Raw genomic sequence first — 25,421 nt, 5'->3', positions numbered from 1 at the left:
CCTGCGCGCCTAGACCAAGTGGGGCTCTAACCAGTGCTTCAATTGTGGCCCCTGCATCAGCCCGGCCTGGCGGGCGATCTCGCGCCCTCCCTTGAAGACGATCAGCGTGGGAATGCTGCGGATGCCGAAGCGCCCGGCCAGGGTCGGTTCCGCCTCGGTGTCGAGCTTGGCGAAGCGGATCCGCGGCTCCAGCTCGGCGGCGGCCTGGGCAAAGACCGGCGCCATCATCTTGCAGGGCCCGCACCAGCCGGCCCAGAAGTCCACCACTACCGGCAGCTCGCTGCGCTCGATCAGGGCAGCGTAGTTGGCGGTGGTGAGTTCCAGAGGCGCGCCGCTGAACAGTGGCTGCTTGCACTTGCCGCAGCGCGAGGCATCGGCCAGCCGCGCCACGGCCACGCGGTTGATGGCCAGGCAGTGGGGGCAGGCCAGATGCAGGGAATTGGACATGTCAGGGCTCCGGTGGCGTGCTTATTGCTCACGTGCCTGCTGGGCTTTAATCGCAAGTAATTGTTCAAGCAACTCGGGAATATTGTCCTGGATGATGCTCCATACGGTATCGTCATCGATCCCCAGATAAGCATGAACAAGACGGTTCCTGATAGCGACTATCATCCGCCAAGGAATTTCCGGATATGCTGACGAACTTCGTCAGGAATACGAGCTGCCGCTTCGCCGATGAGCTCAAGATTACGCAACGTAGCGTCGTAGGTAAGGCTATGGGCAATGAAACTATTCTGGTCCAGTCCTTCGGTATAAGACAAAACCTTCTCGGCGAAGCCGATCATGTCATTGATGTAGAAGCGCCATTCGCGCACCGAACGGGATTTAGACACGAAGCGCCTCACGTTCGACGTAGGGCCTGAGTTCGGGACGTAGCGCCTTGTCGGTCACAAGATCCACCGGATGGCCCAGCAGGTCTTCCAGATAGAACTGCACCCCGAAATAACGAGCCGAGGTCGCCGGACCATCGAAGCTCACCAGGATATCGATATCGCTGTCTTCACGGGCCTCATCGCGAGACATGGAACCAAAAAGCGCCAATGAGGTGACACCGTACTCGCGGGTAAGCATCGGCAGGTGATCTCGTAACAGTTGCAAGGTCTTGGTTCTGTTCATGTCCCGATACCCCTGAAGCGTCGAGGTTTAGCGCTTCGACCCAATTCGCGCTTCCGCCATAGTCTAACATGGGGTAGCGATAAGTCCCCAGCATGGCCGCTACATGGTCGCTGCTCTGCCGTCGGCAGAGCATTTTCCGAGGTTGCCCCGCGTAGCTAGGCTGATTCCCGTCATGGTCGGCATGCTGGTCACGCTGGACGACGAGATGCCGCGTGCCCGGCCGATGCACCTGGTGCAGGATGAATACGACGGCACCCTGTGGTTCTTCACCCCTCGCGCTGCTGGAGAGCAAGGTCTCCAACTGTATGAGTTTGCCAAGGCCAACATCAAGAAGGACGCCACCCCGAACCTCGGTGAGAACGAGAAGTTCGGTGGCTGACGTCATGCGGGAGGGCTTTCATCCTGACGATCGGTGATGCGAGCGCCTCCTTGCTCTCCGCCTGCCTCTTTTTCTCCGCTGTGGTTTGACATCGTCGGCTCTCCTGGGCTTAGATGTGCCTGTATTTAGATAGATCGGTCTATATAGGAGCACCATCGAATGCCAGCCACCAAGCGCGACCAACTGCTCGCCACGGCCGAGCGACTCTTCTATGAGCAGGGGTTCCACGCCACCGGCATCGACCGCATCGTGGCCGCCGCCGGGGTGGTGCGCATGACGCTCTACAACCACTTCGCCTCCAAGGAGGCTCTGGTCGCGGCCGTCCTGAAGGCCCGCCATGAACGCTTCATCGCCAGCCTCGATGCGGCAGCCGCCTCCGCCTCGCCGGGCCAAGCGACACGGGCCCTGGTCGATGCGCATGGCCACTGGTTGGAACGGTACAGCCAACATGGCTGCATCATGGCCAAGGCGATGGGCGAGTTCGCCGAGCACAGCACCGAGATTCATGCCCTGGCGGCGGCCGCCAAGACCGATCTGCTGGCACGCCTCGAAGCCGCCGTGACACGCGACGGGCTGGATCACCACCCCGGCCTGGCACGACGCCTCTTCATGGTGCTGGAAGGCAGCAATACGACTGTGGCCCTGCTGGGCGCGAAGACGGCCCTGGCCGACACTCGGGCGGTGACCGACGCCCTCCTCGCCACGGCCCGGAGCGAGAGCCCATGAGCCCCCTGTCTCCCCTTGGCATGGCGACCCTCGGAAGCGGGGTCATTGCCATCACCTACGGACTGGCCCGCTTCGTGTTCGGGCTCTTCCTTCCCGCGATGCGCGACGAGCTGACGATCTCCCCTTCCATGGCGGGGGTGATCGGCGCCCTGCCTTTCCTGAGCTTCGTCTTCGCCATCCTCGCCGCCACCTGGGTGATACGCCGCCTCGGGGTTCGTCGCACGGGGGTAGCGGCCACCGGCCTGGCCGGGGTCGGGCTGATGACGATCGCCCTGGCGCCGTCATCGCTGCTGCTGGCCGCTGGCGTGCTGATCTGCGGGATCAGCACCGGGCTGTCATCGCCGGTCATGGCGGAAGCGGTTCACCGGGTCGTGCCGTCCTGGGTCCTGCGCGGGCGGGTCAACGCCATCATCAATGCGGGCACCAGCCTGGGGATCGCGCTCGCCATGCCGGCGGTGCTGATCTGGGCGGAGGCCTGGCGCAGCGCCTATCTCGGGTTCGCTGCCCTGGCGGCCCTGGGCACCCTGGCGGCCCTCTGCTACCTGCCTCGGGATGACCAACGCAACTCAGCATCGCGGCCCCGCCCGGCAGCCCTGCCGGTGAGCCGGTCGCAGTGGCTCGGGATCGCCCGGCTGAGCGGCCTGGCCGTCGGCATGGGAGGAGTGAGCGCAGCCTACTGGGTGTTTGCCCCCGATGCGGTGATCAACGCCGGGGGGCTCGCGCCGAGCCAGACCGCCTGGATGTGGCTGGCCGTCGGCGTCGGGGGGCTGGCGGGCGCTGGCGCCGGTGATCTCATCTCGCGCTTCGGGCCGGCCGCGAGCCATGCTGCCGGCCTCACGGTGATGTCCGCCAGCCTCGCGCTGCTGGTCGTCGTTCCCGGCAACTTCGCCCTCGCCCTGGCCTCCGCGGCCCTGTTCGGCGCCGGGTACATGACCCTCAGCGGTTTCTACCTGGTCAGGAGCACCCAGATCATGACCGAGGCGCCCTCCTTCGCCCCGGTGCTGCCGCTACTCGCCACCTCGGTCGGCCAGGTCGCCGGCTCCCCGCTGGCCGGCTGGCTGGTCGGGGCCGAAGGCCATGCCGCCACCTTCATGCTCTTCGCCACCCTGGGACTCGCTGTCGCCGTGCTGGGGTCGTGGTTACTGAACGAGCGAGGCGCTGTTGATTGGCACACCCTTCGATAGGGTCGTTTTCTGTGCGCCCTGCCCACTACCCTCCCTGCCGCCCGATCCTCTTGAGCTATCCATGCACAGAATTAGTGAAAAACAATGAGAGATCTCATCCCAGGGGAGTGCTGCGTCATGTGTGTTCTCAGTTGGATGACGACTGCGGGGCTTCGGGCCGGTTACCGGCTGTTGAAAAATGCCGGCTATTTGCTGCCGGAGATGGATCTGGTGCGCGAAATCTGCGAGGTGGAAAGTCTGATCGCCCGTCTGGACCAGGACAAGGAGCGGGAACAGGCCCGCGCACGTCTCAATTTGCTGCGTGCCCGTTTGCAGGCGCAGGGGCATGACCCGAGCCTATTGCTGGAGCGGGGCGAATATCGAGCCAAGCCGATCCGGCGGTCGGATAAGGAAGGCTGAAGCGGGATCTGTCCGCCTCCCGCCCTACCCACCTCCTCGACGACAGCGGCCTCGCCTGCAAGGGCGAGGCCGCAATGCATTGCATCTGTCTCATCCCGTCATAGCAGAAATGTTCTCTGCCTTTAGTCTAAAACGCAGCAATAGCACCCACCTGCGCCATGAATACTGCTAGAATCCCGCGCGTCTTGCAGGCGCCCTTGCCTTGGGCCACCCGCCTGGAGCAGCTCGGTCGGATCATCCATGCGCTTACCCGTGCTGACGGTTCGACCACCTGAGCCTCCGGCATCGTGGCGTCTGCCCGCTCATTACCATTCCCGAGAGACCCTTCATGATTGCCACCGTCCAGAATCTCAGCCGTCCGTTGCTGCGCCTGGGGCTGATCCCCCAAATCGCCATCGGCATCGTCTGCGGCATCCTGCTCGCCTCCGTCTCGCCCGAGGCGGCCCAGTCGGTATCGCTACTGGGCCAGCTATTCATCTCCGCCCTGAAGGCGGTCGCACCGATACTGGTGTTCATCCTTGTGGCGGCGGCCATCGCCAGCCACAAGCAGGGCCAACCCACCCATATCCGTTCGGTCCTGATCCTCTACCTGATCGGTACCCTGACCGCCGCCCTGGTGGCCGTCGTCGCGAGCTTCGTGTTTCCCACCACCCTGGCCCTGGACATGCCCGAGGTCAGTGGCAATCCGCCGGGCGGCATCGTCGAGATACTCAGGAACCTGCTGCTCAACGCCGTCGCCAACCCGGTCAGTGCCCTGATGGAAGGTAACTTCATCGCTATCCTGGTGTGGGCCATCGGCCTCGGCCTCATGCTGCGTCAGGCCAAGGAGAGCTCCCGGACGATGCTGACCGACCTGTCCGACGCCGTGTCGAATATCGTCAGGATCGTGATCCGCTTCGCCCCGCTGGGCATCTTTGGCCTGGTCGCCAACACGCTGGCGGAATCCGGCTTGGGAGCCCTGCTCGACTATGGTCACCTGTTGATGGTGATCGTCGGCTGCATGCTGTTCGTCGCCCTGGTCACCAACCCGCTGATCGTGTACTGGCAGACCCGCCGCAACCCCTATCCGCTGGTCTTCACCTGCCTGCGCGGTAGCGCCATCACCGCCTTCTTCACCCGCAGCTCGGCGGCCAACATCCCGGTCAACCTGGAACTGTGCAAGCGTCTGAAGCTGCACGCCGATACTTACGCCATCTCGATCCCGCTGGGCGCGACCATCAACATGTGCGGGGCCGCCATCACCATTACCGTCATCACCCTCTCCGCGGCCCACACCCTGGGTATCGGCGTCGACTTCCCCACCGCTTTGCTGCTGTGCATCGTCTCCGCCCTGGCTGCCTGCGGCGTCTCCGGTGTGGCCGGCGGCTCGCTGCTGCTGATCCCCATGGCCAGCAACCTGTTCGGCATCTCCACCGATGTGGCCATGCAGGTGGTGGCGATCGGCTTCGTGATCAGCGTGGTGCAGGATTCCACCGAAACAGCCCTCAACTCTTCCACCGATGTGCTGTTTACCGCGGCCGCCTGCCAGAGCGAGGAAAACCAGCAGGCGTGACATGACGACGCCGACCCCGCAAGGAAGCGGGGCCGGCTTTCTCGGCGGTTTGCCAGTGAAGACACTGGCCCCCTACTTGTAAAGTCACCAATACCGATAATCTGAAGCTTTATGCAATCGTCATCGAACTCCAGAGCAGCAGGCTTACACCGTGGATTCCTGCGGCGGGAAATTGGATCGGCAGGATCGCTACCACGCCCTTGGGGTGAAACCTCGGTCAGTTGGTGACGCTGCGCTGGTATTGGTAGGGCGTCATTCCATAGATGCGCTTGAAGCGGCGGTTGAAGTGGCTGAGGTCGGTAAAGCCATAGCGGAAGGCCACCTCGTTGGGTGCCGTGCCGGCCTCCAGGGCGTTGCGCGCGGCATTGGCCCGGCAGCTCAATACGTATTGGTGCGGCGTGATGCCGAACTGTTGACGGAACAGGCGCAGGAAGTGGTATTTCGAGAGGTGGGCGGCCTGGCTGATAGCGTCCAGCGACATATCCTCCTCGAGATGCGCGAGGATGTAGTCCTTGGCTTGCTGCAGCAGGGCATCGGGTCGACTTACCGTATTACTCGGCTGGAACTTGCTGGCACGCTGAACCAGGCGTGTCGCCATCTGGTAGAGGGCATGTTCCTGGTCGATGCGGGCCCCCACCTGATCGGTCACCAGGCGAGCCAGATCCAGGATGGCGTGGCGTAAGCTGGGATCCGCCATCAGGGTTTCACTGCTTCTAAACCCACCGGCACGCTCGCATCCCACCGCGTCGGCAAACAAAGCCTCGAGCTGGGCGGCAGGCACGTAGACCATCACATACCCCAGCGTGCTGTCGTCGCCCGGGTGGCCGTCGTGCACTTGTTCGGGATTGAACTGGATGACGTTGCCGGGCGGGCTGCGGTGAAACTGCCCGCCGCTGAAGAAATCCTGTCGCCCGGCGAGGGTGACGCCGAAGGCGTACTCCTCGTGGGCATGACGGTCGTAGCTGAAATCGCTGAACGCCGCCTGGAGGACCGTAAGCTCGGGGATATGCTGACTCTTGAAGTAGTCGAACCGGCCGGACTGTTTCGCCATGCCACATCTCCCTGAACGCCAATCCGTCATAGCTTAGCCCTAGCACCAAGCCACTGGCTTGGACATTATTGCGGAAAACGCCGGATATGCCCTCTTTTCGCGCTTCGAGCGATCGGGACATCGGTAAAGACGACCAGCACCCCGGCAAGCCGGGGTGCGGTAGGAGGAGAAAGGCAAGCGCCGGGGTGGGACGGGTTTAACTGGGTAGGAACTCCTTGCCCCAGCCCAGGCCGGCGACACCGCGTTCGATCATCGAGTCGATTTGCGGCTCGCTGTATCCGGCCTGGCTCAGTATCCGGCGCGTCGAGTGCCCGAAGCGCTCCGTCGGGCTGACCGCCTTGATGATGGCTTCCCGGGGGCGGATCGCATAGTGGTCGATCTGGGTAATGCAGTGGCCGCTGGGGTGATCGCGGTAGATCGAGAAGGCATAGCTGCCCCCGTCGATCCTCACGCTGCCGTCGGCTTCCCGGCTGTACCATTCGCGCAGCGTCTCGATGGACAGCGGTTGCGCAGCGGCGATGTCCGCTTCATGCAGCACTTCGATCCAGTAGGCCGAGGGGGCCTTTGCAAAGGCCGCGCGCAGGAATTCCGCTCGATCCTGCGCCTGGTTGATGCCGCCCAGGTCCTCGATGGCCTTCAGCTTTTCGAGTTCGGCCGGGCTGGCGTCGAGGAAGATCCAGCCGTCCTCGGTCCGGTAGAAGTGCGACAGTGCATGGTTGCCGAGGGCTTCGCGACCCAAGGGTTCGTCGAAGGGCGCACGCCCCTCGTAGTCGAAGGCGAACGGCAACTGGGCGAAGTTGGTAACGGCGGACAGCGAGGTACGGGCCCGGGTCACCTCACCGGTCTTCAGCTTGTGATAGAAGGCGACCGCCACGCCGAGACCGGCGGCGAAGCCACAGTTGACGTCCAGGGTGCCCAGGTGGGCATGCTCCTCCGGTGTGGCGGGCCCGCCGAAGCGGCTCATGATGCCACTGTTGGCCTGGACGATATCGTCGTAGCCGATGTAGTTGCTCTTCGGCCCGATGCGCGGGCCACCCAAGCAGTCCAGACGGCAGAACAGCACACCCGGGTTGATGGCCTGTAGGCTGTCATGGTCAAGGCCCAGGGGCTTCATCTGACGGTCGGGGGCGTTGATCAGCACCAGGTCGACGGAGCGCACCAGACGGTTGAACACCTCCCGTCCCTCCTCGGTCGTGATATCGACCAGGGCGCTCTGCTTGCCCATGCCGCACTGGAAGGTGAAGAGGGTACCGATCAGCGGATCGTACAGCGGCGTCACCGGATCCAGCTTGGTGACCTGAGCGCCGAAGCGGGTCAGGAAAGTGCCGGAATGGGGACCGGCGATCACGTTGGTCAGGTCGAGCACGCGCAGGCCGTCGAGCCAGCCTGCCTTGGCGGCGGGTGCCTTGGCCCGCAGCGCGGCATAGTCGGAGTGCGCCGCCGGCGCCTGCAGGAGCGACAGCGCCTCGTCGAAGCTGACGTTGCGGCGCGGTTGCGGGCGTAGCATGGGTTCTGCTAGCCCCTCGAGCCAGGCGAGTGGCCCCGGCTGCTTCATCACGCCATATTCGGGGTCGTCGACTTCGATGATCAGACCGGCGGCATTGGTGTGCTCGCTGTTGACCCACTCCTGGGTCGTGCGATGCGGTGCGCCGGGAATCTGGCCTTCGCCGAAGATGCGCCCCCACTCCTCGGAGGTCCGGGTCAGGAAGGCCTTTTTCATCTTGGCCGAGATGATATCGGCCCACTTCTTCGGCAGCGGGTAGACACCGATCGAGGTTTCGCCATCCCACTCGCTGATCGGGAGGTGCAGGTCCTTGACCTCGGGCAAGCCCTCGGCCAGCAGCTCCTCGTAGATGCCCAGAACCTGCAGGCAGCGTTTGGCATGGTTGCGGTGCGACGGGCAGACGACGTAGAACATGCGGCCGTCCGCGCACTCGTAGGTGCGATAGAAGGGATCGAGATACTCCTGCAGCGCTTCGTAGCTGAGGTCCATTTCGATATGGTTCGCCCGGCGGTATTCGATCTCCTTCTCGCGCATGGTCTTGTAGCGCTCCGGCAGGCCGTCGATGACGATGGAGTTGTAGGACAGGCCCTCCATCAAGGCGGCGGCGACCGGCACTTCGATAGTGTCGCCGCGACCACTCTTCTCCCGCGCCAGCAGCGCCATGACCACGGCACCGGCGGCGAGCGAGACGGCGTAGGAGGAGCCCAGGGGGAGCGGCGAGAAACTGGGGTTGAGCCCCATCAGCACCCGGTTGAAGCCCATATCCGTAAAGGCGCCCGACGTCGCGGCGACGACGGCCTCGGTCGCCTTCCATTCACGACGCAGCTCGTCGTTGCTGGCGAAGCCCGGTACCGACAGGGTGATCAGCTCCGGGCGCGCCTGGCGCAACCGGACAAAGTCGAGACCCAAGCGCTGCATCACGCCCGGACGGAAGCTCTCGATGACCACGTCGGCCTGATCGATCAGTGTCAGCGCTTGTTGCAGGCCGGCGTCCGTTTTGAGGTCCAGCCTCAGGCAGCTCTTGTTGCGATGCAGAATGGCATTGGCCGGGTGATCCCACTGCGGGCCGGCCGGCGGATCGATATGGACGACGGTCGCGCCGAGGTCTGCCAGTACCATGGCAACCGCCGGCCCGGCAATTTGCTGGCCGAAGTCAACGACACGGATACCTGTCAAAGGCAATTGACTGTTGTTCTGCATTTCCAATTTTTCCTTCTCGCTGTCGACGCAGTTAGCTGCGACCCAATGCTTTGAAAATTGTTTTGCATGACAGTTATCAAGGCGTCGCCTTAAACGAAACAATAAGTGCGCCATGACTCCGGGTTTTTTAGTAACGCATCGGTTCTCGCCAAGTTCTGTCATGAGACTCGGGGCGATACTAAGAGCGCCGAACAGGCGGCACCAGCAATAAAAAATCGCCCTGAGACATCATTTTTTTTATGACGGGCCGGTATAAATAAATTTGGGTCTAAGGCCTTTTTTTTTATTGCTTCCAAAGCTGCGCTTTCGTTACCAGAATCCAATCCGCGCCGTTTCATACAGCCTTATTTCTCGATGCCTGAGCAACTTCCTTTTTGGTTAATTAGAACAAAGGGTTTCACGCTATGAAGAATAACCACAAGACCAGGCAAGTGCCTGAAATACCAGACGGCGGTTGTTGAGCACCGCGGGGCCATACCGGTCGGCGGCTCGACCGAGCAGGCTCCGGTGCCCGAGATTCCCACGAAATCATCCCACTAACGCCTGTCCGCCCTGCCCCGGCAAGGGGTCCACAACCAGAATTACGGAGTCGTTATGTCTACACAGATCGTTCTGCCCCGCGTGATGCAGGTGGGCGCTGGAGCCAGTCAGGAAATCCCCAATGTATTGGCCAGTCTGGGCTGCAAGCGCCCCTTGATCGTCACCGACAAGGTGATGGTGGAACTGGGCTATGCCGCACGGATTCAGCAGCACCTGCAGCAACATAGGGTCTTCCCCGACGTTTTCGACGCCACCGTGCCGGAGCCGACCGTCGGCTCCATTCAGGCGGGCGTCGAGCAGGCTCGTGCGGGCGGCTACGACTGCATCATCGCCTTGGGTGGCGGTAGTCCCATCGACAGTGCCAAGGCGATTGCGATACTGGCCAAGCACGGCGGCCAGATGCGCGACTACAAGTTCCCCCGCATCGTGCTGGAGAGCGGACTGCCGGTGATCGCGGTGCCGACCACGGCCGGTACCGGCTCCGAAGTGACCCGCTTCACCATCATTACCGATGAAGCCTGCGACGAGAAAATGCTCTGTGTGGGTATCGATGCGTTGACCCATGCGATCGAGGCCTATGTCAGCAAAAAGGCCAACCCGTACAGCGATGCGCAGGCGTTGGCCGCCATGCGCCTGATCGCGCCGAATCTGCGCCGGGCCTATCACGACGGCGCCGACGAGGCCGCACGCGAAGCCATGATGCTCGGGTCGACCCTGGCCGGAGTGGCCTTTTCCAGCGCGTCGGTGGCGCTGGTGCATGGCATGAGCCGCCCGATCGGCGCCTTCTTCCATGTGCCGCACGGCCTATCCAATGCCATGCTGCTGCCGGCGGTGACCGCCTGGTCGATACCGGCGGCACCCGAGCGCTATGCTGACTGCGCCCGGGCCATGGGTCTCGCCAACGAACGGGACGATACCGAAACGGCCAACCGCAAACTGATTGCAGAACTCGAGGCGCTCAACGACGAATTGCAGGTGCCCAGCCCCGAAGGATTCGGCATCGAGCGCCAGCGCTTCTTCGAACTGCTGCCGGTGATGGCGGAACAGGCGCTGGCTTCGGGCTCGCCGGGCAACAATCCGCGTGTGCCTGAAGCGGACGAGGTCATCGAGCTGTATCGGCAGCTTTGGTAAGGGAAGCAGCGAATCCATCGGTAACACGAACCAACCTCAAGGATCACAACGATCGCCCTTGCCTGACGAATGCGTACTGGTGTTTGGGGCGTCGATTGGTGACACTCGCTGCAAACGTCAGTCGGAGCAATGCTGCGCCCATGAAGAAGCGATTGCCCCCCCTTAACTGGCTGAGGTCCTTTGAAGCCTCCGCCCGTCATCTCAATTTCACCCAGGCCGCGACAGAGCTCAATCTGACGCAGGCCGCGATCAGCCAGCAGGTCAAGGGGCTGGAAGCCCAACTGGGAACCCCACTTTTCAAACGCCTGCCACGGGGGCTTGAACTGACCGACGCCGGTAAGGCCTACCTGCCGCCGGTGCGCGATGCCATCGAAAACCTGGCGGCGGTGACCGATGAGCTCTTCGGCCAGGGACTCGCCAAGGCGCTGACCATCAAGGTCAACCTGGTATTTTTCACCCATTGGCTGGCGCCTCGCCTGGAGAGGTTCCGTGCCCTGCACCCCGAGGTGGGGCTGCGCTTTACCAGCAATATCTGGGTCGACGAACGCAAATGGGATGCCGATCTCGAGATCCGTTACGGGCTGGGTACCTGGCCGGGCCTGACGGCGGAGCGTCTGACCTGGGACAAGCTGGTGCCCGTCTGCAGCCCGACACTTGTCGGGGGGCGCCAGCCGCCGGCATCACCCGAGGAGCTGTCCGGCCAGACGCTGCTCCATGTGATCGGTTACAAGGAAGGCTGGAGCAACTGGTTGAGCCAAACCGGGTTTGCGCATCTCGAAACGTCGCCGGGCATGCAGTTCGATACCCTGATTTCGGCGCTGGAAATGGCGGCGCTGGGACATGGTATCGCACTGGGACGAACCTCCCTGGTATCGGACATGCTTGCCAGCGGGCGTCTGATAGCGCCCTTTTCCCATCGAGTCGAGACGCAGGAAGCCTTTTTCCTGACCTATCCCGAGCACCAGTATCTGCACCCCCATGCCGAGATCTTTCGAGCCTGGGTCGTTGGAGAAGCCGAGCGGAGTCATGACTGATAAAGATGTCAGATTGCTGTTCACGTACCTTGGCTCAGCCAGGCACGGTCAGTCGGGTGAACAGCGGCATCAGCAGTGCGAAGAGCTCCGCCTGGGAGGAAATGTTGCACTTGGCGTAGAGCTGGCGGCGGAAGACCTTCACCGTCTGGGTACTGACCTCCAGGTGCAGGCCAATGGCCAGGGACGAATGCCCCCTCAGGATGAACAGGGCCACTTCGGCCTGGCGCGGACTCAGCCGGATGCCGTGCTCCTGCTCCAGGGCCTCGCGCAGGCGTTTCTCCAGAGGCGCCGACGCCGCCCCGGCGGCATCCTCGGAACGGTAGTCCCTCCAGTGCGTCTCCAGCAGGGCGCTGAGGCTCATCTCGTGTCGCCGCAGGGCCTGGATCTCGCGCTTGCCGAAGGGGCTGCCGCTGGAACGGTCCCTGCCGAAGCAGGCCGTTAGCGTAATGTTGTCAGTAATGGTGGCAAAGACCGCCACCTCATCGAGTAGCGTGGTCTGCTTATAGTAGTTGTTATAGTAATGGGTGCGCCGGAAGTGGTCCGGTGCCACATCCATCAACCGTCTTACGCCCCGCACATCGCCCTTGAGATGCTCGTGGTAGAACGGATCCAGCAGATAGGCCCCGCCCAGGTACTGGTTGTCCATCGGCAGATAGACCACCGGATCGGTAAATTCCCTGTAGAGTACCGTCGGTCGGTGTTCGCCGTGATAGGCAATGATGATCAGGTTGTCGAAGGCGGCCAGCCCTCGCACCAGCGCGGAGAACTGACGAGGAAGCTCGGCTGTCGCCAAGGCCTTGATGGTGTTGGCCAGGGCCTCGTCGTGTTCGCTGTGTTTCACCAATTCCAAGCCCGCAAAACCATACCACGCTGGGGTTATATACCCCCCGTCGCCCGCTCAATAACGTTGTCAACAGAGTGGTTACTACGTATCGCAGTCTAGCCGGGCCCTTATGACGCCGGCAACTGTGGGACTGAGCTGCTCATTCGTGGAGGCCATGCCTGCCACCTTAACGCGTCGTACCGGCCTGGCTGGTGCCCGGCGTCGGCGTCAACGTGTACTGGAGACGGATCATGTCGGAAAACAATATCAAACTGGAGAGAACCCTATCCCTGAAGGCCGTGGTGCTGTTCGGTCTGGCCTACATGACGCCGCTGATCGTGCTCGGCACCTTCGGCGTGATCGCCAGCGCCACCAACGGTGCTGTGCCCACGGCCTACCTCATCACCACCGTTGCCATGCTATTCACGGCGTACAGTTACGGCATCATGGCGCGCACCTACCCGGTATCAGGCTCTGCCTATACCTACGCGCGCAAGGCCATCGACTCCCGGGTCGGCTTCATGGTGGGCTGGAGCGTGCTGCTGGACTACTTCTTCCTGCCCATGGTGATCTGGCTGATTGGCGCCGCCTACTTGAATGCGCGCTTCCCGGAAGTGCCAAGTTGGATCTTCCTGCTGGGCTTCATCGGTATCACCACTTTCCTTAATGTCTATGGCATCAAGCTGGCGGCCAAGGTGAACTCGCTGCTGATGATGTTCCAGATACTGGTCATCGGCTTCTTCGTGCTGCTGTCGGTTCGTCATGTGTTCGCGACCGGCGGTCCCGACGCCCTGTTCAGCCTGGGGCCGTTTGTCGGTGACGATGCCGGCTTTACGGCCATTGCCGCGGGCGCAGCGGTGGCAGCCTATTCCTTCCTCGGCTTCGATGCTGTCACCACCCTGACCGAAGAGACCATCGAGCCCAAGCGCAACATTCCGCGGGCGATCATGCTCACCGCATTGATCGGCGGTGGCATATACGTGCTGGTAGGTTACACCACCCAGCTGGCACACCCGGGCAGCAATTTCGTCAACGCCGATTCCGCCGCATTCGAGATTGCCAGGACCATCGGCGCAGACCTGTTCGGGGCCATCTTCCTGGCCGGGATGGTATTGGCACAGTTCACCTCCGGCTTGGCCGCCCAGGCCAGCGCTTCACGCCTGCTGTTCGCCATGGGGCGGGACGCGGTACTGCCGCGCAAACTGTTCGGTGCCCTGCATCCGCGCTTCCATACACCGGTGTTCAGTATCGTGCTGACCGGCGCCATCGGCATCATCGCCCTGTTCCTGGATGTATTGTCCGCCGCTTCGTTCATCAATTTCGGGGCGTTCATCGCCTTCACCATGGTCAACCTCTCGGTCATCTTCCTGGTCAGCAAGGATGAGGACGCCAAGCGCCGTTATGGTGTCCTCAAGGGCATGGTGGTGCCGCTGATCGGCGCCCTGGTCAACCTCTGGCTGATGAGCAAGCTGGACATCAATGCGGTGATTCTGGGGCTGATCTGGCTCTCGATCGGGCTGGCACAGCTGATCTACCTGACCCGTTTCTTCCATCGTGAACCGCCGGAAGTCGACTTTGACGAATCGGAACCTGAGCCGGCGCCTGCCTCGGTGAAAGCGAACCTGTAACGGAGACACCCCATGCCCAGATACTTGCCTGTCCTAGTCGTACAGGAAGCCTCCCGACAGCCCGGCATGGACGCCGAGCTACGGGACTTCGAGGCCGAGCTGGCTGTGCACCTGAGCGACTTCGGGGCCGAGTTCGAACAACCCAGGATGGTGGTTTACCCGGAATTCTACCTCTACGGCGCCACCGGCACGCCAGAGCAGCGCAGTACGCAGCTTGAAGCCGCTGCCGAACCGATCGACGGCCCCCGCAACCGGCACCTGGCGCGTATCGCCCGCAACCTGGGTATCTGGTTGCTGCCGGGCACGGTCTGCGAACGGGGCGAGGATGGCCACCTGTACAACACCGCTCCGGTGTACTCGCCCGAAGGCGAGCGGGTGGCGGCCTACCGCAAGTGTTTCCCCTGGCGCCCCTACGAGCCCTTTCGGCCGGGAAATCGCTTCGAGGTGTTCGATATTCCCGGGATAGGCCGGGTCGGCCTGGCGATCTGTTACGACGTCTGGTTTCCCGAAGTGGTACGGCAACTGGCCTGGCTGGGAGCCGATGTGGTCATCAACCAGGCCGCCACCTCCACCTGCGACCGCGCCCAGGAGCAGGTGCTGGTGCAGGCCAATGCCATCTTCAACCAGGTGTTCATGGTCAGCGCGAACGCGGCCACGCCCTCCGGCGAGGGCCAGAGCTTGATCGTCGACCCCGAAGGCCACGTCCGCACGCGGATGCCGGGGGCGACCTCTGGCATCCTCACCGATGTTCTGAACCTGGATGAGGTGGAGCGTGTGCGCACCTTCGGCACTGCGGGCATGAACCGCGTATGGTCGCAGTTCCGGGAAGACGACCCAGTACTGGAACTGCCGATGTACGAGGGCCGGATCGATCCACGCCAATGGAGGGGGGCGAGGAACGACCAACCTTTCCCAGCGTAATCACCTGCTAAGCTTCTACTTCGCCTTTAACACGTTAACAGATGCTTTATGGAAGAGATCGGACTCAGATGGCTGCTGGGCCAGGGCGTCAGCCTGCTGGCCCTGGCCTTGTGTCTCGTGGCATTCGCCAGCAAGCGCGACGACCGGCTGTTCGTCCTGCTGCTGTTCGCCAATGTCGCCTTCGCCACGCAATTCGCGCTCTTCCAGAGCTGGGTGGCCGCGGGCATCTCGGCATTGATCGTGCTACGCATCGCCTTGGTGCGCCGCTTCCCGCGCCACCGTGCCGTCATGGTGGGGGTGCTGCTCGCCACTCTGGTGGTGGCCGTGCTGACCTGGAGCGGCCCCCGGGATATCCCGGCCCTGGCCGCGGGCCTGTTGGGCACCTATGGCATGTTCATGCTGCGCGGCATCCCCATGCGCATCGCCCTGGCGGCGGCAGCGCTGTGCTGGGTCGCCAGCAACCTGCTGGCGGGCTCGATCGGCGGCACCATTGCGGAAAGCCTGATCTTCCTCACCAATGTCGTCACCATGCTGCGCCTGAGGCGCGACGCTCGGCTACCCACTATTCCTGATACCCCCATGCCCAGAGATGAGGCCGCGGGCTGACAGGGCAACGCCCGCAACTCAAAGGAGGCAAGTGCCATGCTGTCGTTGCTCCTGTGGTTCTCCGCCATCGGCTGTGGCCTCATCGCCGGACTCTACTTCGCCTTTTCGGCCTTCATCATGAAGGCGCTCGGTCACATCGACCTCGGAGCCGGCATTGCCGCCATGGTCGAGATCAACAAGGTGATCCTCAGCTCCCTGTTCTTGCCACTGTTCTTCGGCACGACGATTGCCGGCGCTGCGCTCGCGGTCCTTTCCCTGCTGCGCTGGAGCGAGCCGGGTGCCGCGCCGATGCTTCTTGGGGGAGTGATCTACGTCGTCGGCATGTTCGGCGTCACCCTGCTCTTCAACGTGCCACTCAACAACGAGCTGGTCGGTGCCCGGGCAACTGGCGATGCAGGCGCCGTATGGGCACGCTACCTGAAGGCATGGACCTTGTGGAACCACGTGCGTACGGTCGCCTCGACAGTCGCTTGCGGCTGCTTCATCGCGGCGCTGCTGACCCTGTAAGGTGATAGCCCTGCCGGAGCGAAGCGCAGGTGCGTCCGACATCAGGTTCTTGTGATGAGCCCATTCCTTATCGTGGTATTCAAAGAATTCAGGAGCCGCTGAACACCAACTACAACACAACTCGCCAGCCCCCAATTCTCAGTTAAGGAGGAAGCTCAGTCGATCATCTGCTTTTTTGGGTTCTATTTCGAGAACTTCCACAGTGACGATATTCTCAGCTACAAAGGGGTCTTTATTAACCCTATTTTCAAGGGCTTCCAGCGATACACCATGAGCAATGATGGAACCACCAGGACCGGGCTTGAGACTGCCGACCATTAAAAAACACCATCCTCAAAGCCACGTCTAATCCATTGATTGTGGCCTTCCATGAAAGCACTTGCCTGGTTCTTGTTCTCTGAATGGCGCGCTCAGCTATTCAGATGAACACGCCTGCCCTTGGGAACTTCATGTGAGTAATAGCTCCCATCATCCTTGAAAGCGGGGAGCCCCAGTCGTCGGGTACCAGCCGCTCATTGACGCCGGAAAAGGCGAAGCCGGCTTGATCTTGAACCAGATGGCGTACATCGCCGGCAAGAACATCAGGGTCAGCACCGTCCCGGCGAAGGTGCCACCGATCAAGGTGTAGGCCAGCGTTCCCCAGAACACCGACTGGGTAAGCGGTATGAACGCCAGGATGGCGGCGAGCGCGGTCAGGATGACCGGGCGCGCGCGCTGCACGGTGGCCTCGACCACGGCATCGAAAGGCGCGAGTCCTTCCTTCTCGTTGTCTCTAATCTGGCCGATCAGGATGAGCGTGTTGCGCATCAGAATTCCCGCCAGCGCAATCAGGCCGACCAGCGCGTTGATGCCGAACGGCTGCTGGAACAGCAGCAGGGTGGGCACGACCCCGATGAGGCCCAGCGGCGCGGTGGCGAACACCATCGTCATCGCAGAGATCGACCGGACCTGGAAGATGATCGTGATCAGCGTCAGGGCGATCATGATGGGGAAGATCGGCGCCATGGCGCGATTGGCCTTGCCGGATTCCTCGATGGAACCGGCTAGCTCGATCCGGTAGCCGGTCGGCAGTTCGGCAATGATCGGCTGCAGTTCCTTCCACACGGCGGTGGACACGTCCGGCGGCTGCAGCCCCTCGGCGATATCGCCGCGCACGGTGATCGTCGGAGTGCGATCGCGGCGGCGCAGGATCGGGTCTTCCATGTGGACGTCCACCGTGCCGACCTGCGACAGCGGAATCCGCTGGCCGGCCGCGCCGACCAGGGTGAAATCGGCGATCCTGCCCGGATCGAGCCGCGCAGCTCCGGCGGAGCGGGCTACAACCTCCACCGAACGGATGTCCTCGCGGACGTCGGTAATCGGGATGCCACTTAGCAGGAACTGAAGCTGTTGGGCCACGTCGCTGGAGGTCAGGCCGAGGCTCTGCAGCCGGTCCTGATCGAGCGCAAAACGCAGCGTGGGCACGCGCTCGCCCCAGTCGGTGTTGACCGTCCGCATCTGGGAAGAGGCCTGCATCACGGCACGCACCTCTCCCGCGATGTCGCGCAGCGTGTCGGGGTCGGGCCCCATCACGCGGAAGGCCACGGGGAACGGCGAGGGCGGGCCGAACACCAGTTGGGCCACCCGCACCCGCGCCTCCGGCGCCAGGCCGTCGGCCACCGCCTGGCGCAGCCTGAACTTGAGCGCCTCCCGCGCCGCCTGGTCGTCGGTCAGGACGACGATCTTCGCGAAGGAGGGATCGGGCAGCTCCGGCGCCATGGCGAGGTAGAAGCGCGGCGCCCCCTGTCCGACGTAGGCGGTCACGATCGTCGCTTCCGGCTGTTCGGCCAGCCAGGCCTCGACCTTGGCGGTCGCCGCACTCGTCTGCTCGATGGAAGTGCCATACGGCATCTGGACTTCGACCAGCACCTCGGGCCGATCGGAAGTCGGAAAGAACTGCTTATTGACCACGCCCATGCCCAGGACCGCGACGGCGAAGGCACCGACCACGCCCGCCGCAACCAGCCATTTGCGCCGGATCACCGAACCCAGCAGCCGGCGGAAGCGCTCGTAGTTCGGCGTCGCGTAGATCGCCTCGTGCCCACCTTCGCGCTTCTTGAAATCCGGGAGCAGCTTCACCCCCAGGTAGGGTGTGAACACCACGGCCACGATCCACGACGCGATCAACGCAATGCCGACGATCCAGAACATGTTGCCGGCGTACTCGCCGGCGGTCGACTTGGCAAAGCCGTTCGGCATGAAGCCGATCGCCGTCACCAGGGTCCCGGAGAGCATGGGCGCGGCGGTATGGCTCCAGGCATAGGCCGCGGCGCGGATGCGGTCGTAGCCTTCTTCCATCTTCACCACCATCATCTCGATGGCGATGATCGCATCATCGACCAAAAGCCCCAGCGCCAGGATCAGGGAGCCCAGCGTGATCCGGTCGAAGTCCTTGCCGGTGGCCGCCATGACGATGAACACCGCGGCCAGGGTCAGGGGCACCGCTGCCGAGACCACGATGCCGGCGCGCCAGCCCATGCTGAGGAAGCCCACCAGCATCACCACGCCGAGGGCGGCGAAGAACTTGAGCATGAACTCGTCGATGGCCGAGCGGATATTGACCGACTGGTCCGTGACCTTGGACAGGCTCATGCCGAGCGGCATCTCGGCGTTGATCGCCGCTGCCTCCGCCTCCAGCGCCTCGCCGAGGTCGAGGCCATTCCACCCCTCGCGCATGACCACGCCGAGCAGCAGGGCCGGTTCGCCGTTGTTGCGGATGAGGAAAGAAGCCGGATCCTCGTAGCCCCGCTTCACCTCGGCGATGTCGCCGAGCTTCAGCGTACGGCCCTGCGCGGCGACGGGTGTATTGCGGATCGCCTCCAGGTCGTCGATCGCCCCGTCCAGCCGGATGAAGACCTGCGGGCCGTGGGCTTCGATCGAGCCGGCGGGCGTCATGACGTTGCGCCCGTTCAGTGCCGCGAAGAGGTCGTGAGGGGAGACACCCAGGGTCGCGAGGCGGTCATGGGAGAATTCGACGAAAATCCTTTCGGCCTGCTCGCCGATGATGTTCACCTTCTTGACGCCCGGCACGTGAAGCAAGCGCTGGCGCAGGCTCTCTGCCTCACGGACGAGATGTCTATGAGGCTCGTCCTTTGCCTTCAAGGCATAGAGCGCAAAGGTCACGTCGGCGTATTCGTCGTTCACCATCGGGCCGATGACGCCACGCGGCAGGCTGCCGGCCTCGTCGCCGAGCTTCTTGCGCGCCTGATAGAACTGCTCGGGGACCTCAGCGGGCGGCGTGCTGTCGAGCAGGTTCACGGTGGTGAAGGCCAGGCCCGGTCGCGTAAAGGTCTCGGTCCGGTCATACCAGCGCAGTTCCTGCATGCGCTTTTCCAGGGGCTCGGCGACCAGTTCCTCCATCTCCTTGGCCGTGGCTCCGGGCCAGGCCGTGACCACGGTCATCTGCTTGATCGTGAAAGCGGGGTCTTCCGCCCGGCCCAGCGTCAGGAAGGCGACGACGCCGGCGATGAAAATCGCCATCATCAGAAACAGGGTGACCGAGCGCTCGCGTACCGCGAGGGCGGAGAGATTGAAGGCGCTCATAGCCGTTCCCCGCCGTTGACGGCCAGGTCTGGTGCAACCTCGCTCCCGGGGAGTCGCACCTGCTCGCCCTCGTTCAGCAGGTGCGCGCCGAGCGCCACGATGCGATCGCCCGCCTTGAGGTCGCCGACGACCGACGCCGCTTCGTCGCTGAGGCTGGTGACTTGCACCGCACGCCAGGTGACTTGAGATGTTTCCCCTTCGATCAGCCATACGCCGGGACCCTTGCCCGGATCGAAGAGCGCACCGATCGGTACCTGCAGTGTCGAGGCGGAGCGTTCGTCCGGGATGTGGATGGAGACGGTCGAGCCCAGCGGTGCCTCCGCCAGGCGGTCTTCCAACACGTAGCGCGCCTCGAACGTCCGGGTCTGAGGGTTTGCGGCATCCGACAACTGGCGAAGCGTCGCGGAGCCCATCAGCCCGTTGCCATACAGAGTCGCGCGCCCCGTGGAGCCGATCGCCGGGCGCAGGGTTTCGGGCAACTCGATGACTGCCTCGCGGCGCCCGGCGTGTGCCACACGCACGACGACCTGGCCGGCAGCGACGACTTGGCCCGGCTCCGCCAGGGTCTCCATCACCACGCCGTCCGCATCGGCGAACAGGACCGCATAGTTCGCTTCGTTGCGGGCAACGTCGGCCCGGGCCTCGGCCGCACTGAGCTCCGCCCGGGCCGACTCGGCCGCCGCCTTGGCGCTGTCGTAGGCCGATGCCGAAACCGCGCCCCTGGAGACCAGGGCGCGATAGCGTGCCTCGTCCTCCGCGGTCTGGCGGGCGCGCGCCGTAGCGGCGGCCACGGCCTCATCAAAGGCACGCGTGGCGAGCTGCAGGTCAGTGGGATCGATGCGCATGAGCGGCTGGCCGCGCTCGACGGTCTGCCCGGTATCGACCAGGCGCTCCAGGATCTTGCCGGGTACGCGGAAGCCGAGGTCGCTTTGCACCCGCGCCGCCACGACGCCGGTGAACGAACGCTCGGCCTGGGCGGAGGGCGCCACCGCCGCTACCCGCACGAGGGGACTCTGCGTCCGCGGATCGATTGAAGAGGTGGCATCGCTGCACGCTGCCAAGGCAAGGGGCAACAGAGCGATGACGGCAAGGAATGGGACATCACGGCGCTTGAGCATGGAGATCTCCGGGAGAGCGGATATCTCCAGCGTATTCCTTGTGACCATTTTAGTCAATAGTCACAATTCGGACTACTAGGGAGCCAGACTGCGCAGCACCAGGTTCGACAACTGCACCGGCGCATCCTCGACGAGATCGAGGTTGTGCTGGAGTAGGAGCGGATTCACGTAGGGTTGCATGACCAGAAATATCGCATTCACCGTCTCGTCCAGCGGCGTCTTACGCTCGAATTCACCGCTCTCACGCCCTTCGCGGACGATTTCCATCAGGATCTGCTCGATGCGCTGCGCATAGGCGCGGGCAGACGGCCACCCTTCACCGGCGGAGTGCGCGGCAATGTCGTACAGCTTGCGATCATTGAAGAACAGACTCACGCCGGTCGATACCAAGCTCTTGAACATCCTGCGAAATTTTTCCGTTGCCGTGGGCGCGCCGGCCACAGCCTCTTCGACCGCCATGATGAGATCACTCAGGGTCTTGGAGCAGATTGCCTCGCCGATGGCCTGCTTGGAATCGAAGAACTTGTAAATGTAAGCCTTGGAAATGCCGATCGCCTTGGCCAGGTCGGAAACCGTGGTCTTCTCGTAACCATAGTGGCTGAAGTGCTCTTCGGCGGCCTCCACGATCTGTTCGCGAACGCTGTGGTCGGAGGGGCCGCGCGATTGCGGGGCGGAAGACGCGTTTTCACTCATGAGAACACCACACCTCGATATTTTTGGTTTGACAACTAGTGACTATATTGGATTATAGTCACCCCGACAATTCAATTCCCCGGAGACTCGCATGCTCGCCCGCCCCCGCTCTCTCGCCCTTCTGTTGAGTGTCAGCATCTTGACGGGCTGCGCGGTTGGCCCGGACTACAGGCCACCCGGGACCGCCCTGTCGGCTCGCTTCCTCGGTCAGGAGGACGTAGAGCAGCGGGAGGTCCAGAGCAAGGCGGACCTCCAGACCTGGTGGGCCGTCTTCGATGACCCCTTGCTGTCGCGCTTCGTCGTCCTCGCCCTCGAGCAGAATCTGGACATCGCACAAGCGGCGGCACGGGTCGCCCAATCGCGAGCCTCATTGCGCCAGGCCGATGCCGCGCTGCTTCCAGCGGCCAATGTGCGCGCTCACGGTGCGGAAGTATACCAGTCGATCGAGACCCCGCTGGGGCAGGTGCTCGCTGCCACGCCCGATTTCGACCGCAGTGGCAGCGCTTACGAGGCCAACCTCGAGGCGGGCTGGGAGATCGATATGTTCGGCGGCCTGCGGCGAGGACGGGAAGCCGCGCGCGCGGAGTACGCGGCATCCGAAGCCGGCGCCATCGCGACACGGCTGGCCGTGGCCGCGCAAACGGCGGATGTCTACGTCACGATCCGTGGCTTGCAGGCACGCATCGCGATCGCCAGGCAACAGGCCGAGACCCGTCGCCAATTGCTCGACACGATCAAGTTCCAGTACGAGAAGGGGATCGCTGCCGAGCTCCAGATGAACCAGGCCGAGGGGGCGCTCGCTCAGGTCGAGGCGCAGATTCCCGTCCTGGAGGCGGGCCTCGACTCGGCGATGAACGCTCTGGACGTGCTTCTCGGCGTGCCGCCTGGGACCTACCGCGCCGAATTGCGCCCGGCGGCGTCGATCCCGGTCGCGCCGGGTCTGGCCGAGACCGGCACCCCGGCCGAGATGATTCGGCGCCGACCGGATCTCATCGTGGCCGAGCGGCGCCTCGCCGCCGCCAACGCGCGCATCGGCGTGGCGATTTCGGAGTACTACCCCAAGCTCTCGCTCGGCGCGCTGCTAGGCAGCGCCACCACGATATCGAGCGGCAACCTCTTCTCCAGCGATGCGCGTCAAGCCCAGGGCGTCCTCGGGTTTCGTTGGCGCCTGTTCGACTTCGGCCGCGTCGAGGCGCAGATCGCCGCCGCGCGCGGCCAGGAGGCCGAAGCACTCGCGGCATACCGCCTGGCCGTGCTGCGGGCGACCGAGGAGGTAGAGAACGCCTTTTCCGCCCTCGTCAAACACGAGGCCCAGGTCGGCATCTTGATGCAGGGCGAATCCTCGCTCGCCCGTGCCCGCGAGAACTCGCTTGCCGCCTACGAAGGCGGCGTCGTCAGCCTGATCGAGGTGCTGAATGCCGACAGTAACTTGCTGCAGGTGCGCGACACGAAGGCGCAGGCGCAAACCGAAGCGGCGCGCGCCGCCATTGCCTCCTTCCGGGCCCTGGGGGGCGGATGGGATGCGCGGCCCGCGAGCAGTGAGTGCCTCTACGGCGACCTCTCCACTACCGACTACAGGTAAGCGAAATGACCACAACAGACACTTCATGGGTGCTCATCACGGGCGCATCGAGCGGCTTCGGCAAGGAGTTCGCCCGCCAATATACCGAACATACGCCACGCTTCTGCAGCCATTTGCAGCGATCCTTGGCGGAGCGGTGAGCCGATTCGACTCACTGTCAATTTGCGGGGCCAGACGGAGAATCACTTCATCTCGAAGCCCCGCTCGATCAGGAAACCCCGCATATGGGCGCGCAACTTGCTATCGAAGAGCGGCGTGAGATTCCGTGACCAGTTGGAGTCCTTCTTGCCGTCACTGCGCTCCTGATAGTAGGTGTGCATGGCGTCATCGAAGGCCTCCACCTGCTGGCGATCCTCGGTGTAATGGTCCTCCATGAGGATCGCCTCGACCGGCAGGCGGGGCTTGATGTCCGGCATCTGGGCCGAGTAGCCGAGGCACATGCCGAATACCGGATAGACATGCTCCGGCAACCGGAGAATATCGCTGATGGCGTGGGGATCGTTGCGAATTCCACCGATGTAGCAGATGCCCAGCCCCTCGGATTCCGCGGCAATGGCCACGTTCTGCGCCATCAGGGCAGTGTCCACGCTAGCCACCAGCAGTTGCTCGGTCATCCCCCGCACACGTTGGCGCCGGTGTGCTCGGACGCCTCGGTGGGTCGCTTCATGTCGGCACAGAACACCAGGAAATCGGAGCAGGTGGCCACATAGTCCTGGCCGCCGGCCAGCTCGGCGATCTTCTCGCGATTCGTCTGATTCTTGACGTGGATGACACTGTACGCTTGAACGTGGCTGGAGGTCGCGGCGCACTGGCCGGCCCGGATGAGCTCCAGCAGCAGCTCTTGGGGGATTTTGCGATCGGTGAACTTGCGGATCGAACGGTGGGATTTCAGCAGTTCAATGGTGGGATTCATGCTACCTCGATAGATGTAGAGCCTGTTTTGGAGGGCCGGGACGCCGAGCCGATCAGAGGCCAGGTGACAGTGACCTCGGGCGTTGGCGCCGGCTATTTTCGTTACCCTGCTTATTATCTTTCATCACGCAGGGCATTGCACCTATCCAAAGAGGCCGCCCTTCCGTGGCACTATCCGTATCACTTAGCTTCTACAACCACCCACACTTCGTGTACAACGCACAATATCCCTCTCCAGCACATCGCAAACTTTCTATACGGTATTGATCGGTGCTTTTGAGTGAAACCCTTCCAGATTCTCCAGAATCCTTTTGATCAGGTTGTCGATACTCGTTTGACTTGCCCAGGCTATATGAGGAGTAACGATGAGGTTTGGGTGACGATCGCGAATCAGAGGGTGATCCTTGGGCGGTGGTTCTGAAGCCAATACGTCCAGTGCCGCCCCACCCAAGTGGCCTTGGTCAAGGGAGGCCAGAACGGCATCGGCGTCAACCAGGGTTCCTCGAGAAGTATTGACCAAGTAGGTCCCTTGCTTCATGACGAATAGCTCTCGCTTTCCAATCAGGTAATCCACGCCCGGTACTGCCGGGCAGTGAAGCGTCAGGATATCGCTTTGGCGAAGCACATCTTCGAAAGCGACATGGCCGCTTCTGACCGTAGTCGCCCCCTTGCGTTCGGCAAACATTACCTTCATGCCGACCGCCTCGGCGAGTTGGGCCACGCGGTTACCGATATCGCCCCGGCCGACGATGCCCAGGGTGGCGCCCTGAACGTCGAGAATGGGCGCAAGATGAACACAGAAGAACGAGGACTCGGGCCACCGATCATGACTCGCCTCGGCGTAGGGAATCAGTCGACGCCGGAGTGCATAAATCAAGGCGATAACCGTCTCGGCCACGCTATTGGAGGAATAGTCCGGCGAATTGGCGACCACCACCTCGTGATCCCGGCAGGCTTCGAGGTCCACGCAATCATAGCCACTCGCCGCTACGCACACGTACTTGAGCCTGGGGAGTCGCTCAAGGTCGCGGCGCGTGATCTTCACCTTGTTGGTGATAGCGATGTCGGCGTCCTTCAGCGCCTCCACGGTGCTCTCATCCGGAGCAAGCGCCAGGTTGTCCCAACGCTCTGTCCAGGCGGGGGCAGGTATGTCCTTCGGCACGGTTTCACTGTCGAGAAAAACGATGTTCATCACTAGCCTCGTATTATGAAAGACTGGCAGTGTTTCAACTC

Annotated in this window: 24 protein-coding genes and 1 pseudogene; 12 read left to right on the top strand and 13 right to left on the bottom strand. The window is 63.0% G+C overall.

What is annotated here, in order from left to right; translation table 11 throughout:
* Positions 1 to 9 precede the first annotated feature (9 nt).
* Genes trxC through ACFOEV_RS20400 form a run of 4 tightly spaced genes read right to left on the bottom strand, consistent with a single transcriptional unit; the run spans position 10 to position 1,116 of the window.
* A complete protein-coding gene (gene trxC, locus ACFOEV_RS20415) occupies positions 10 to 447 on the bottom strand; it encodes a thioredoxin TrxC (protein WP_386776736.1) in 438 nt (145 codons plus the stop codon).
* Between the two features lie 21 nt (positions 448 to 468).
* Positions 469 to 612 (bottom strand): HepT-like ribonuclease domain-containing protein, encoded by a 144-nt coding sequence (locus ACFOEV_RS20410; RefSeq protein ID WP_386776735.1) that lies wholly within the window; start codon positions 610 to 612, stop codon positions 469 to 471.
* Positions 609 to 833 (bottom strand): HepT-like ribonuclease domain-containing protein, encoded by a 225-nt coding sequence (locus tag ACFOEV_RS20405; RefSeq protein ID WP_386776734.1) that lies wholly within the window; start codon positions 831 to 833, stop codon positions 609 to 611. Before ACFOEV_RS20405 ends, ACFOEV_RS20410 begins: the two co-directional genes overlap by 4 nt.
* Positions 826 to 1,116, bottom strand: a complete 291-nt coding sequence (locus tag ACFOEV_RS20400; protein ID WP_386776733.1) for a nucleotidyltransferase family protein — start codon at positions 1,114 to 1,116, stop codon at positions 826 to 828. Before ACFOEV_RS20400 ends, ACFOEV_RS20405 begins: the two co-directional genes overlap by 8 nt.
* A gap of 103 nt (positions 1,117 to 1,219) precedes the next feature.
* Here ACFOEV_RS20400 and ACFOEV_RS20395 point away from each other — a divergent pair, with 103 nt between their 5' ends.
* The 5 genes from ACFOEV_RS20395 to sstT all read left to right on the top strand — a co-directional run bounded on the left by ACFOEV_RS20395 (position 1,220) and on the right by sstT (position 5,356).
* The gene (locus ACFOEV_RS20395; RefSeq protein WP_386776732.1) at positions 1,220 to 1,495 is read left to right on the top strand and encodes a hypothetical protein; all 276 of its coding nucleotides are present in this window, start codon (positions 1,220 to 1,222) and stop codon (positions 1,493 to 1,495) included.
* A gap of 159 nt (positions 1,496 to 1,654) precedes the next feature.
* Positions 1,655 to 2,221 carry a TetR/AcrR family transcriptional regulator gene (locus ACFOEV_RS20390; RefSeq protein WP_386776731.1) on the top strand — a complete coding sequence of 189 codons (567 nt, stop codon included), beginning with the start codon at positions 1,655 to 1,657 and terminating at the stop codon, positions 2,219 to 2,221.
* Positions 2,218 to 3,405 (top strand): MFS transporter, encoded by a 1,188-nt coding sequence (locus ACFOEV_RS20385; RefSeq protein WP_386776730.1) that lies wholly within the window; start codon positions 2,218 to 2,220, stop codon positions 3,403 to 3,405. Before ACFOEV_RS20390 ends, ACFOEV_RS20385 begins: the two co-directional genes overlap by 4 nt.
* A gap of 117 nt (positions 3,406 to 3,522) precedes the next feature.
* The gene (locus tag ACFOEV_RS20380; RefSeq protein WP_386776729.1) at positions 3,523 to 3,804 is read left to right on the top strand and encodes a hypothetical protein; all 282 of its coding nucleotides are present in this window, start codon (positions 3,523 to 3,525) and stop codon (positions 3,802 to 3,804) included.
* Between the two features lie 328 nt (positions 3,805 to 4,132).
* Positions 4,133 to 5,356, top strand: coding sequence for a serine/threonine transporter SstT (gene sstT, locus ACFOEV_RS20375; protein ID WP_386776728.1), 1,224 nt, complete (start codon positions 4,133 to 4,135; stop codon positions 5,354 to 5,356).
* A 217-nt stretch (positions 5,357 to 5,573) separates the two neighbouring features.
* Here the strand turns inward: sstT and ACFOEV_RS20370 are convergent, their stop codons facing one another.
* Positions 5,574 to 6,407: an AraC family transcriptional regulator gene (locus ACFOEV_RS20370; RefSeq protein ID WP_386776727.1), complete on the bottom strand. Its 834-nt coding sequence runs from the start codon at positions 6,405 to 6,407 to the stop codon at positions 5,574 to 5,576.
* Between the two features lie 196 nt (positions 6,408 to 6,603).
* Positions 6,604 to 9,111 (bottom strand): CoA transferase, encoded by a 2,508-nt coding sequence (locus ACFOEV_RS20365; RefSeq protein ID WP_386776726.1) that lies wholly within the window; start codon positions 9,109 to 9,111, stop codon positions 6,604 to 6,606.
* A 594-nt stretch (positions 9,112 to 9,705) separates the two neighbouring features.
* On the opposite strand from ACFOEV_RS20365, the gene ACFOEV_RS20360 reads away from it, so the two are divergent.
* Both ACFOEV_RS20360 and gcvA read left to right on the top strand, forming a co-directional pair.
* A complete protein-coding gene (locus ACFOEV_RS20360) occupies positions 9,706 to 10,782 on the top strand; it encodes an iron-containing alcohol dehydrogenase (protein WP_386776725.1) in 1,077 nt (358 codons plus the stop codon).
* 140 nt (positions 10,783 to 10,922) lie between these two features.
* Entirely contained in the window at positions 10,923 to 11,816 is an 894-nt protein-coding gene (gcvA, locus tag ACFOEV_RS20355; RefSeq protein WP_386776724.1) for a transcriptional regulator GcvA, read from the top strand.
* A gap of 34 nt (positions 11,817 to 11,850) precedes the next feature.
* Here the strand turns inward: gcvA and ACFOEV_RS20350 are convergent, their stop codons facing one another.
* Positions 11,851 to 12,657 (bottom strand): helix-turn-helix domain-containing protein, encoded by an 807-nt coding sequence (locus ACFOEV_RS20350; RefSeq protein ID WP_386776723.1) that lies wholly within the window; start codon positions 12,655 to 12,657, stop codon positions 11,851 to 11,853.
* A 233-nt stretch (positions 12,658 to 12,890) separates the two neighbouring features.
* Between ACFOEV_RS20350 and ACFOEV_RS20345 the strand changes: the two genes are divergently transcribed.
* Genes ACFOEV_RS20345 through ACFOEV_RS20330 form a run of 4 tightly spaced genes read left to right on the top strand, consistent with a single transcriptional unit; the run spans position 12,891 to position 16,301 of the window.
* Complete coding sequence (locus tag ACFOEV_RS20345) at positions 12,891 to 14,267, top strand: APC family permease (protein ID WP_386776722.1); 1,377 nt, start codon at positions 12,891 to 12,893, stop codon at positions 14,265 to 14,267.
* A gap of 12 nt (positions 14,268 to 14,279) precedes the next feature.
* A complete protein-coding gene (locus ACFOEV_RS20340) occupies positions 14,280 to 15,188 on the top strand; it encodes a carbon-nitrogen hydrolase family protein (RefSeq protein WP_386776721.1) in 909 nt (302 codons plus the stop codon).
* Between the two features lie 48 nt (positions 15,189 to 15,236).
* On the top strand, positions 15,237 to 15,794 hold the full coding sequence (locus ACFOEV_RS20335; protein ID WP_386776720.1) for a YgjV family protein: 558 nt from the start codon (positions 15,237 to 15,239) through the stop codon (positions 15,792 to 15,794).
* Between the two features lie 36 nt (positions 15,795 to 15,830).
* Positions 15,831 to 16,301: an anthrone oxygenase family protein gene (locus ACFOEV_RS20330; RefSeq protein ID WP_386776719.1), complete on the top strand. Its 471-nt coding sequence runs from the start codon at positions 15,831 to 15,833 to the stop codon at positions 16,299 to 16,301.
* Between the two features lie 138 nt (positions 16,302 to 16,439).
* On the opposite strand, the gene ACFOEV_RS20325 is transcribed toward ACFOEV_RS20330, so the two are convergent.
* From ACFOEV_RS20325 to ACFOEV_RS20310, 4 genes are all read right to left on the bottom strand, one after another.
* On the bottom strand, positions 16,440 to 16,619 hold the full coding sequence (locus ACFOEV_RS20325; RefSeq protein ID WP_386776718.1) for a hypothetical protein: 180 nt from the start codon (positions 16,617 to 16,619) through the stop codon (positions 16,440 to 16,442).
* Positions 16,620 to 16,769: 150 nt separating this feature from the next.
* Positions 16,770 to 19,883: an efflux RND transporter permease subunit gene (locus ACFOEV_RS20320; protein ID WP_386776717.1), complete on the bottom strand. Its 3,114-nt coding sequence runs from the start codon at positions 19,881 to 19,883 to the stop codon at positions 16,770 to 16,772.
* Entirely contained in the window at positions 19,880 to 21,049 is a 1,170-nt protein-coding gene (locus ACFOEV_RS20315; protein ID WP_386777069.1) for an efflux RND transporter periplasmic adaptor subunit, read from the bottom strand. Before ACFOEV_RS20315 ends, ACFOEV_RS20320 begins: the two co-directional genes overlap by 4 nt.
* A gap of 27 nt (positions 21,050 to 21,076) precedes the next feature.
* The gene (locus tag ACFOEV_RS20310) at positions 21,077 to 21,694 is read right to left on the bottom strand and encodes a TetR/AcrR family transcriptional regulator (RefSeq protein ID WP_386776716.1); all 618 of its coding nucleotides are present in this window, start codon (positions 21,692 to 21,694) and stop codon (positions 21,077 to 21,079) included.
* Positions 21,695 to 21,785: 91 nt separating this feature from the next.
* On the opposite strand from ACFOEV_RS20310, the gene ACFOEV_RS20305 reads away from it, so the two are divergent.
* A complete protein-coding gene (locus ACFOEV_RS20305) occupies positions 21,786 to 23,276 on the top strand; it encodes an efflux transporter outer membrane subunit (RefSeq protein WP_386776715.1) in 1,491 nt (496 codons plus the stop codon).
* A 182-nt stretch (positions 23,277 to 23,458) separates the two neighbouring features.
* Here the strand turns inward: ACFOEV_RS20305 and nfsA are convergent.
* A pseudogene (gene nfsA / locus ACFOEV_RS20300) lies at positions 23,459 to 24,189 on the bottom strand (oxygen-insensitive NADPH nitroreductase).
* Positions 24,190 to 24,441: 252 nt separating this feature from the next.
* The gene (locus ACFOEV_RS20295) at positions 24,442 to 25,380 is read right to left on the bottom strand and encodes an NAD(P)-dependent oxidoreductase (protein WP_386776714.1); all 939 of its coding nucleotides are present in this window, start codon (positions 25,378 to 25,380) and stop codon (positions 24,442 to 24,444) included.
* Positions 25,381 to 25,421 lie beyond the last annotated feature (41 nt).

The sequence above is a fragment of the Litchfieldella rifensis genome, assembly GCF_042646605.1.
Taxonomy (GTDB): Bacteria; Pseudomonadota; Gammaproteobacteria; order Pseudomonadales; family Halomonadaceae; genus Litchfieldella; species Litchfieldella rifensis.
This window is presented reverse-complemented; position numbering and strand designations above follow the sequence as displayed.

Excerpts from the sequence above, each read along its gene's own strand:
- ACFOEV_RS20340 (WP_386776721.1), top strand. The coding sequence starts at position 14,280 with ATGCCCAGATACTTGCCTGTCCTAGTCGTACAGGAAGCCTCCCGACAG.
- ACFOEV_RS20385 (WP_386776730.1), top strand. The coding sequence starts at position 2,218 with ATGAGCCCCCTGTCTCCCCTTGGCATGGCGACCCTCGGAAGCGGGGTC.
- ACFOEV_RS20305 (WP_386776715.1), top strand. The coding sequence starts at position 21,786 with ATGCTCGCCCGCCCCCGCTCTCTCGCCCTTCTGTTGAGTGTCAGCATC.
- ACFOEV_RS20395 (WP_386776732.1), top strand. The coding sequence starts at position 1,220 with ATGGTCGCTGCTCTGCCGTCGGCAGAGCATTTTCCGAGGTTGCCCCGC.
- ACFOEV_RS20345 (WP_386776722.1), top strand. The coding sequence starts at position 12,891 with ATGTCGGAAAACAATATCAAACTGGAGAGAACCCTATCCCTGAAGGCC.
- ACFOEV_RS20365 (WP_386776726.1), bottom strand. The coding sequence starts at position 9,111 with ATGCAGAACAACAGTCAATTGCCTTTGACAGGTATCCGTGTCGTTGAC.
- ACFOEV_RS20325 (WP_386776718.1), bottom strand. The coding sequence starts at position 16,619 with ATGGTCGGCAGTCTCAAGCCCGGTCCTGGTGGTTCCATCATTGCTCAT.
- ACFOEV_RS20370 (WP_386776727.1), bottom strand. The coding sequence starts at position 6,407 with ATGGCGAAACAGTCCGGCCGGTTCGACTACTTCAAGAGTCAGCATATC.
- ACFOEV_RS20410 (WP_386776735.1), bottom strand. The coding sequence starts at position 612 with ATGATAGTCGCTATCAGGAACCGTCTTGTTCATGCTTATCTGGGGATC.
- ACFOEV_RS20380 (WP_386776729.1), top strand. The coding sequence starts at position 3,523 with ATGTGTGTTCTCAGTTGGATGACGACTGCGGGGCTTCGGGCCGGTTAC.
- ACFOEV_RS20330 (WP_386776719.1), top strand. The coding sequence starts at position 15,831 with ATGCTGTCGTTGCTCCTGTGGTTCTCCGCCATCGGCTGTGGCCTCATC.
- ACFOEV_RS20390 (WP_386776731.1), top strand. The coding sequence starts at position 1,655 with ATGCCAGCCACCAAGCGCGACCAACTGCTCGCCACGGCCGAGCGACTC.
- ACFOEV_RS20400 (WP_386776733.1), bottom strand. The coding sequence starts at position 1,116 with ATGAACAGAACCAAGACCTTGCAACTGTTACGAGATCACCTGCCGATG.
- ACFOEV_RS20310 (WP_386776716.1), bottom strand. The coding sequence starts at position 21,694 with ATGAGTGAAAACGCGTCTTCCGCCCCGCAATCGCGCGGCCCCTCCGAC.
- ACFOEV_RS20320 (WP_386776717.1), bottom strand. The coding sequence starts at position 19,883 with ATGAGCGCCTTCAATCTCTCCGCCCTCGCGGTACGCGAGCGCTCGGTC.
- ACFOEV_RS20295 (WP_386776714.1), bottom strand. The coding sequence starts at position 25,380 with ATGAACATCGTTTTTCTCGACAGTGAAACCGTGCCGAAGGACATACCT.
- ACFOEV_RS20360 (WP_386776725.1), top strand. The coding sequence starts at position 9,706 with ATGTCTACACAGATCGTTCTGCCCCGCGTGATGCAGGTGGGCGCTGGA.
- ACFOEV_RS20335 (WP_386776720.1), top strand. The coding sequence starts at position 15,237 with ATGGAAGAGATCGGACTCAGATGGCTGCTGGGCCAGGGCGTCAGCCTG.
- sstT (WP_386776728.1), top strand. The coding sequence starts at position 4,133 with ATGATTGCCACCGTCCAGAATCTCAGCCGTCCGTTGCTGCGCCTGGGG.
- gcvA (WP_386776724.1), top strand. The coding sequence starts at position 10,923 with ATGAAGAAGCGATTGCCCCCCCTTAACTGGCTGAGGTCCTTTGAAGCC.
- ACFOEV_RS20315 (WP_386777069.1), bottom strand. The coding sequence starts at position 21,049 with ATGGTCACAAGGAATACGCTGGAGATATCCGCTCTCCCGGAGATCTCC.
- trxC (WP_386776736.1), bottom strand. The coding sequence starts at position 447 with ATGTCCAATTCCCTGCATCTGGCCTGCCCCCACTGCCTGGCCATCAAC.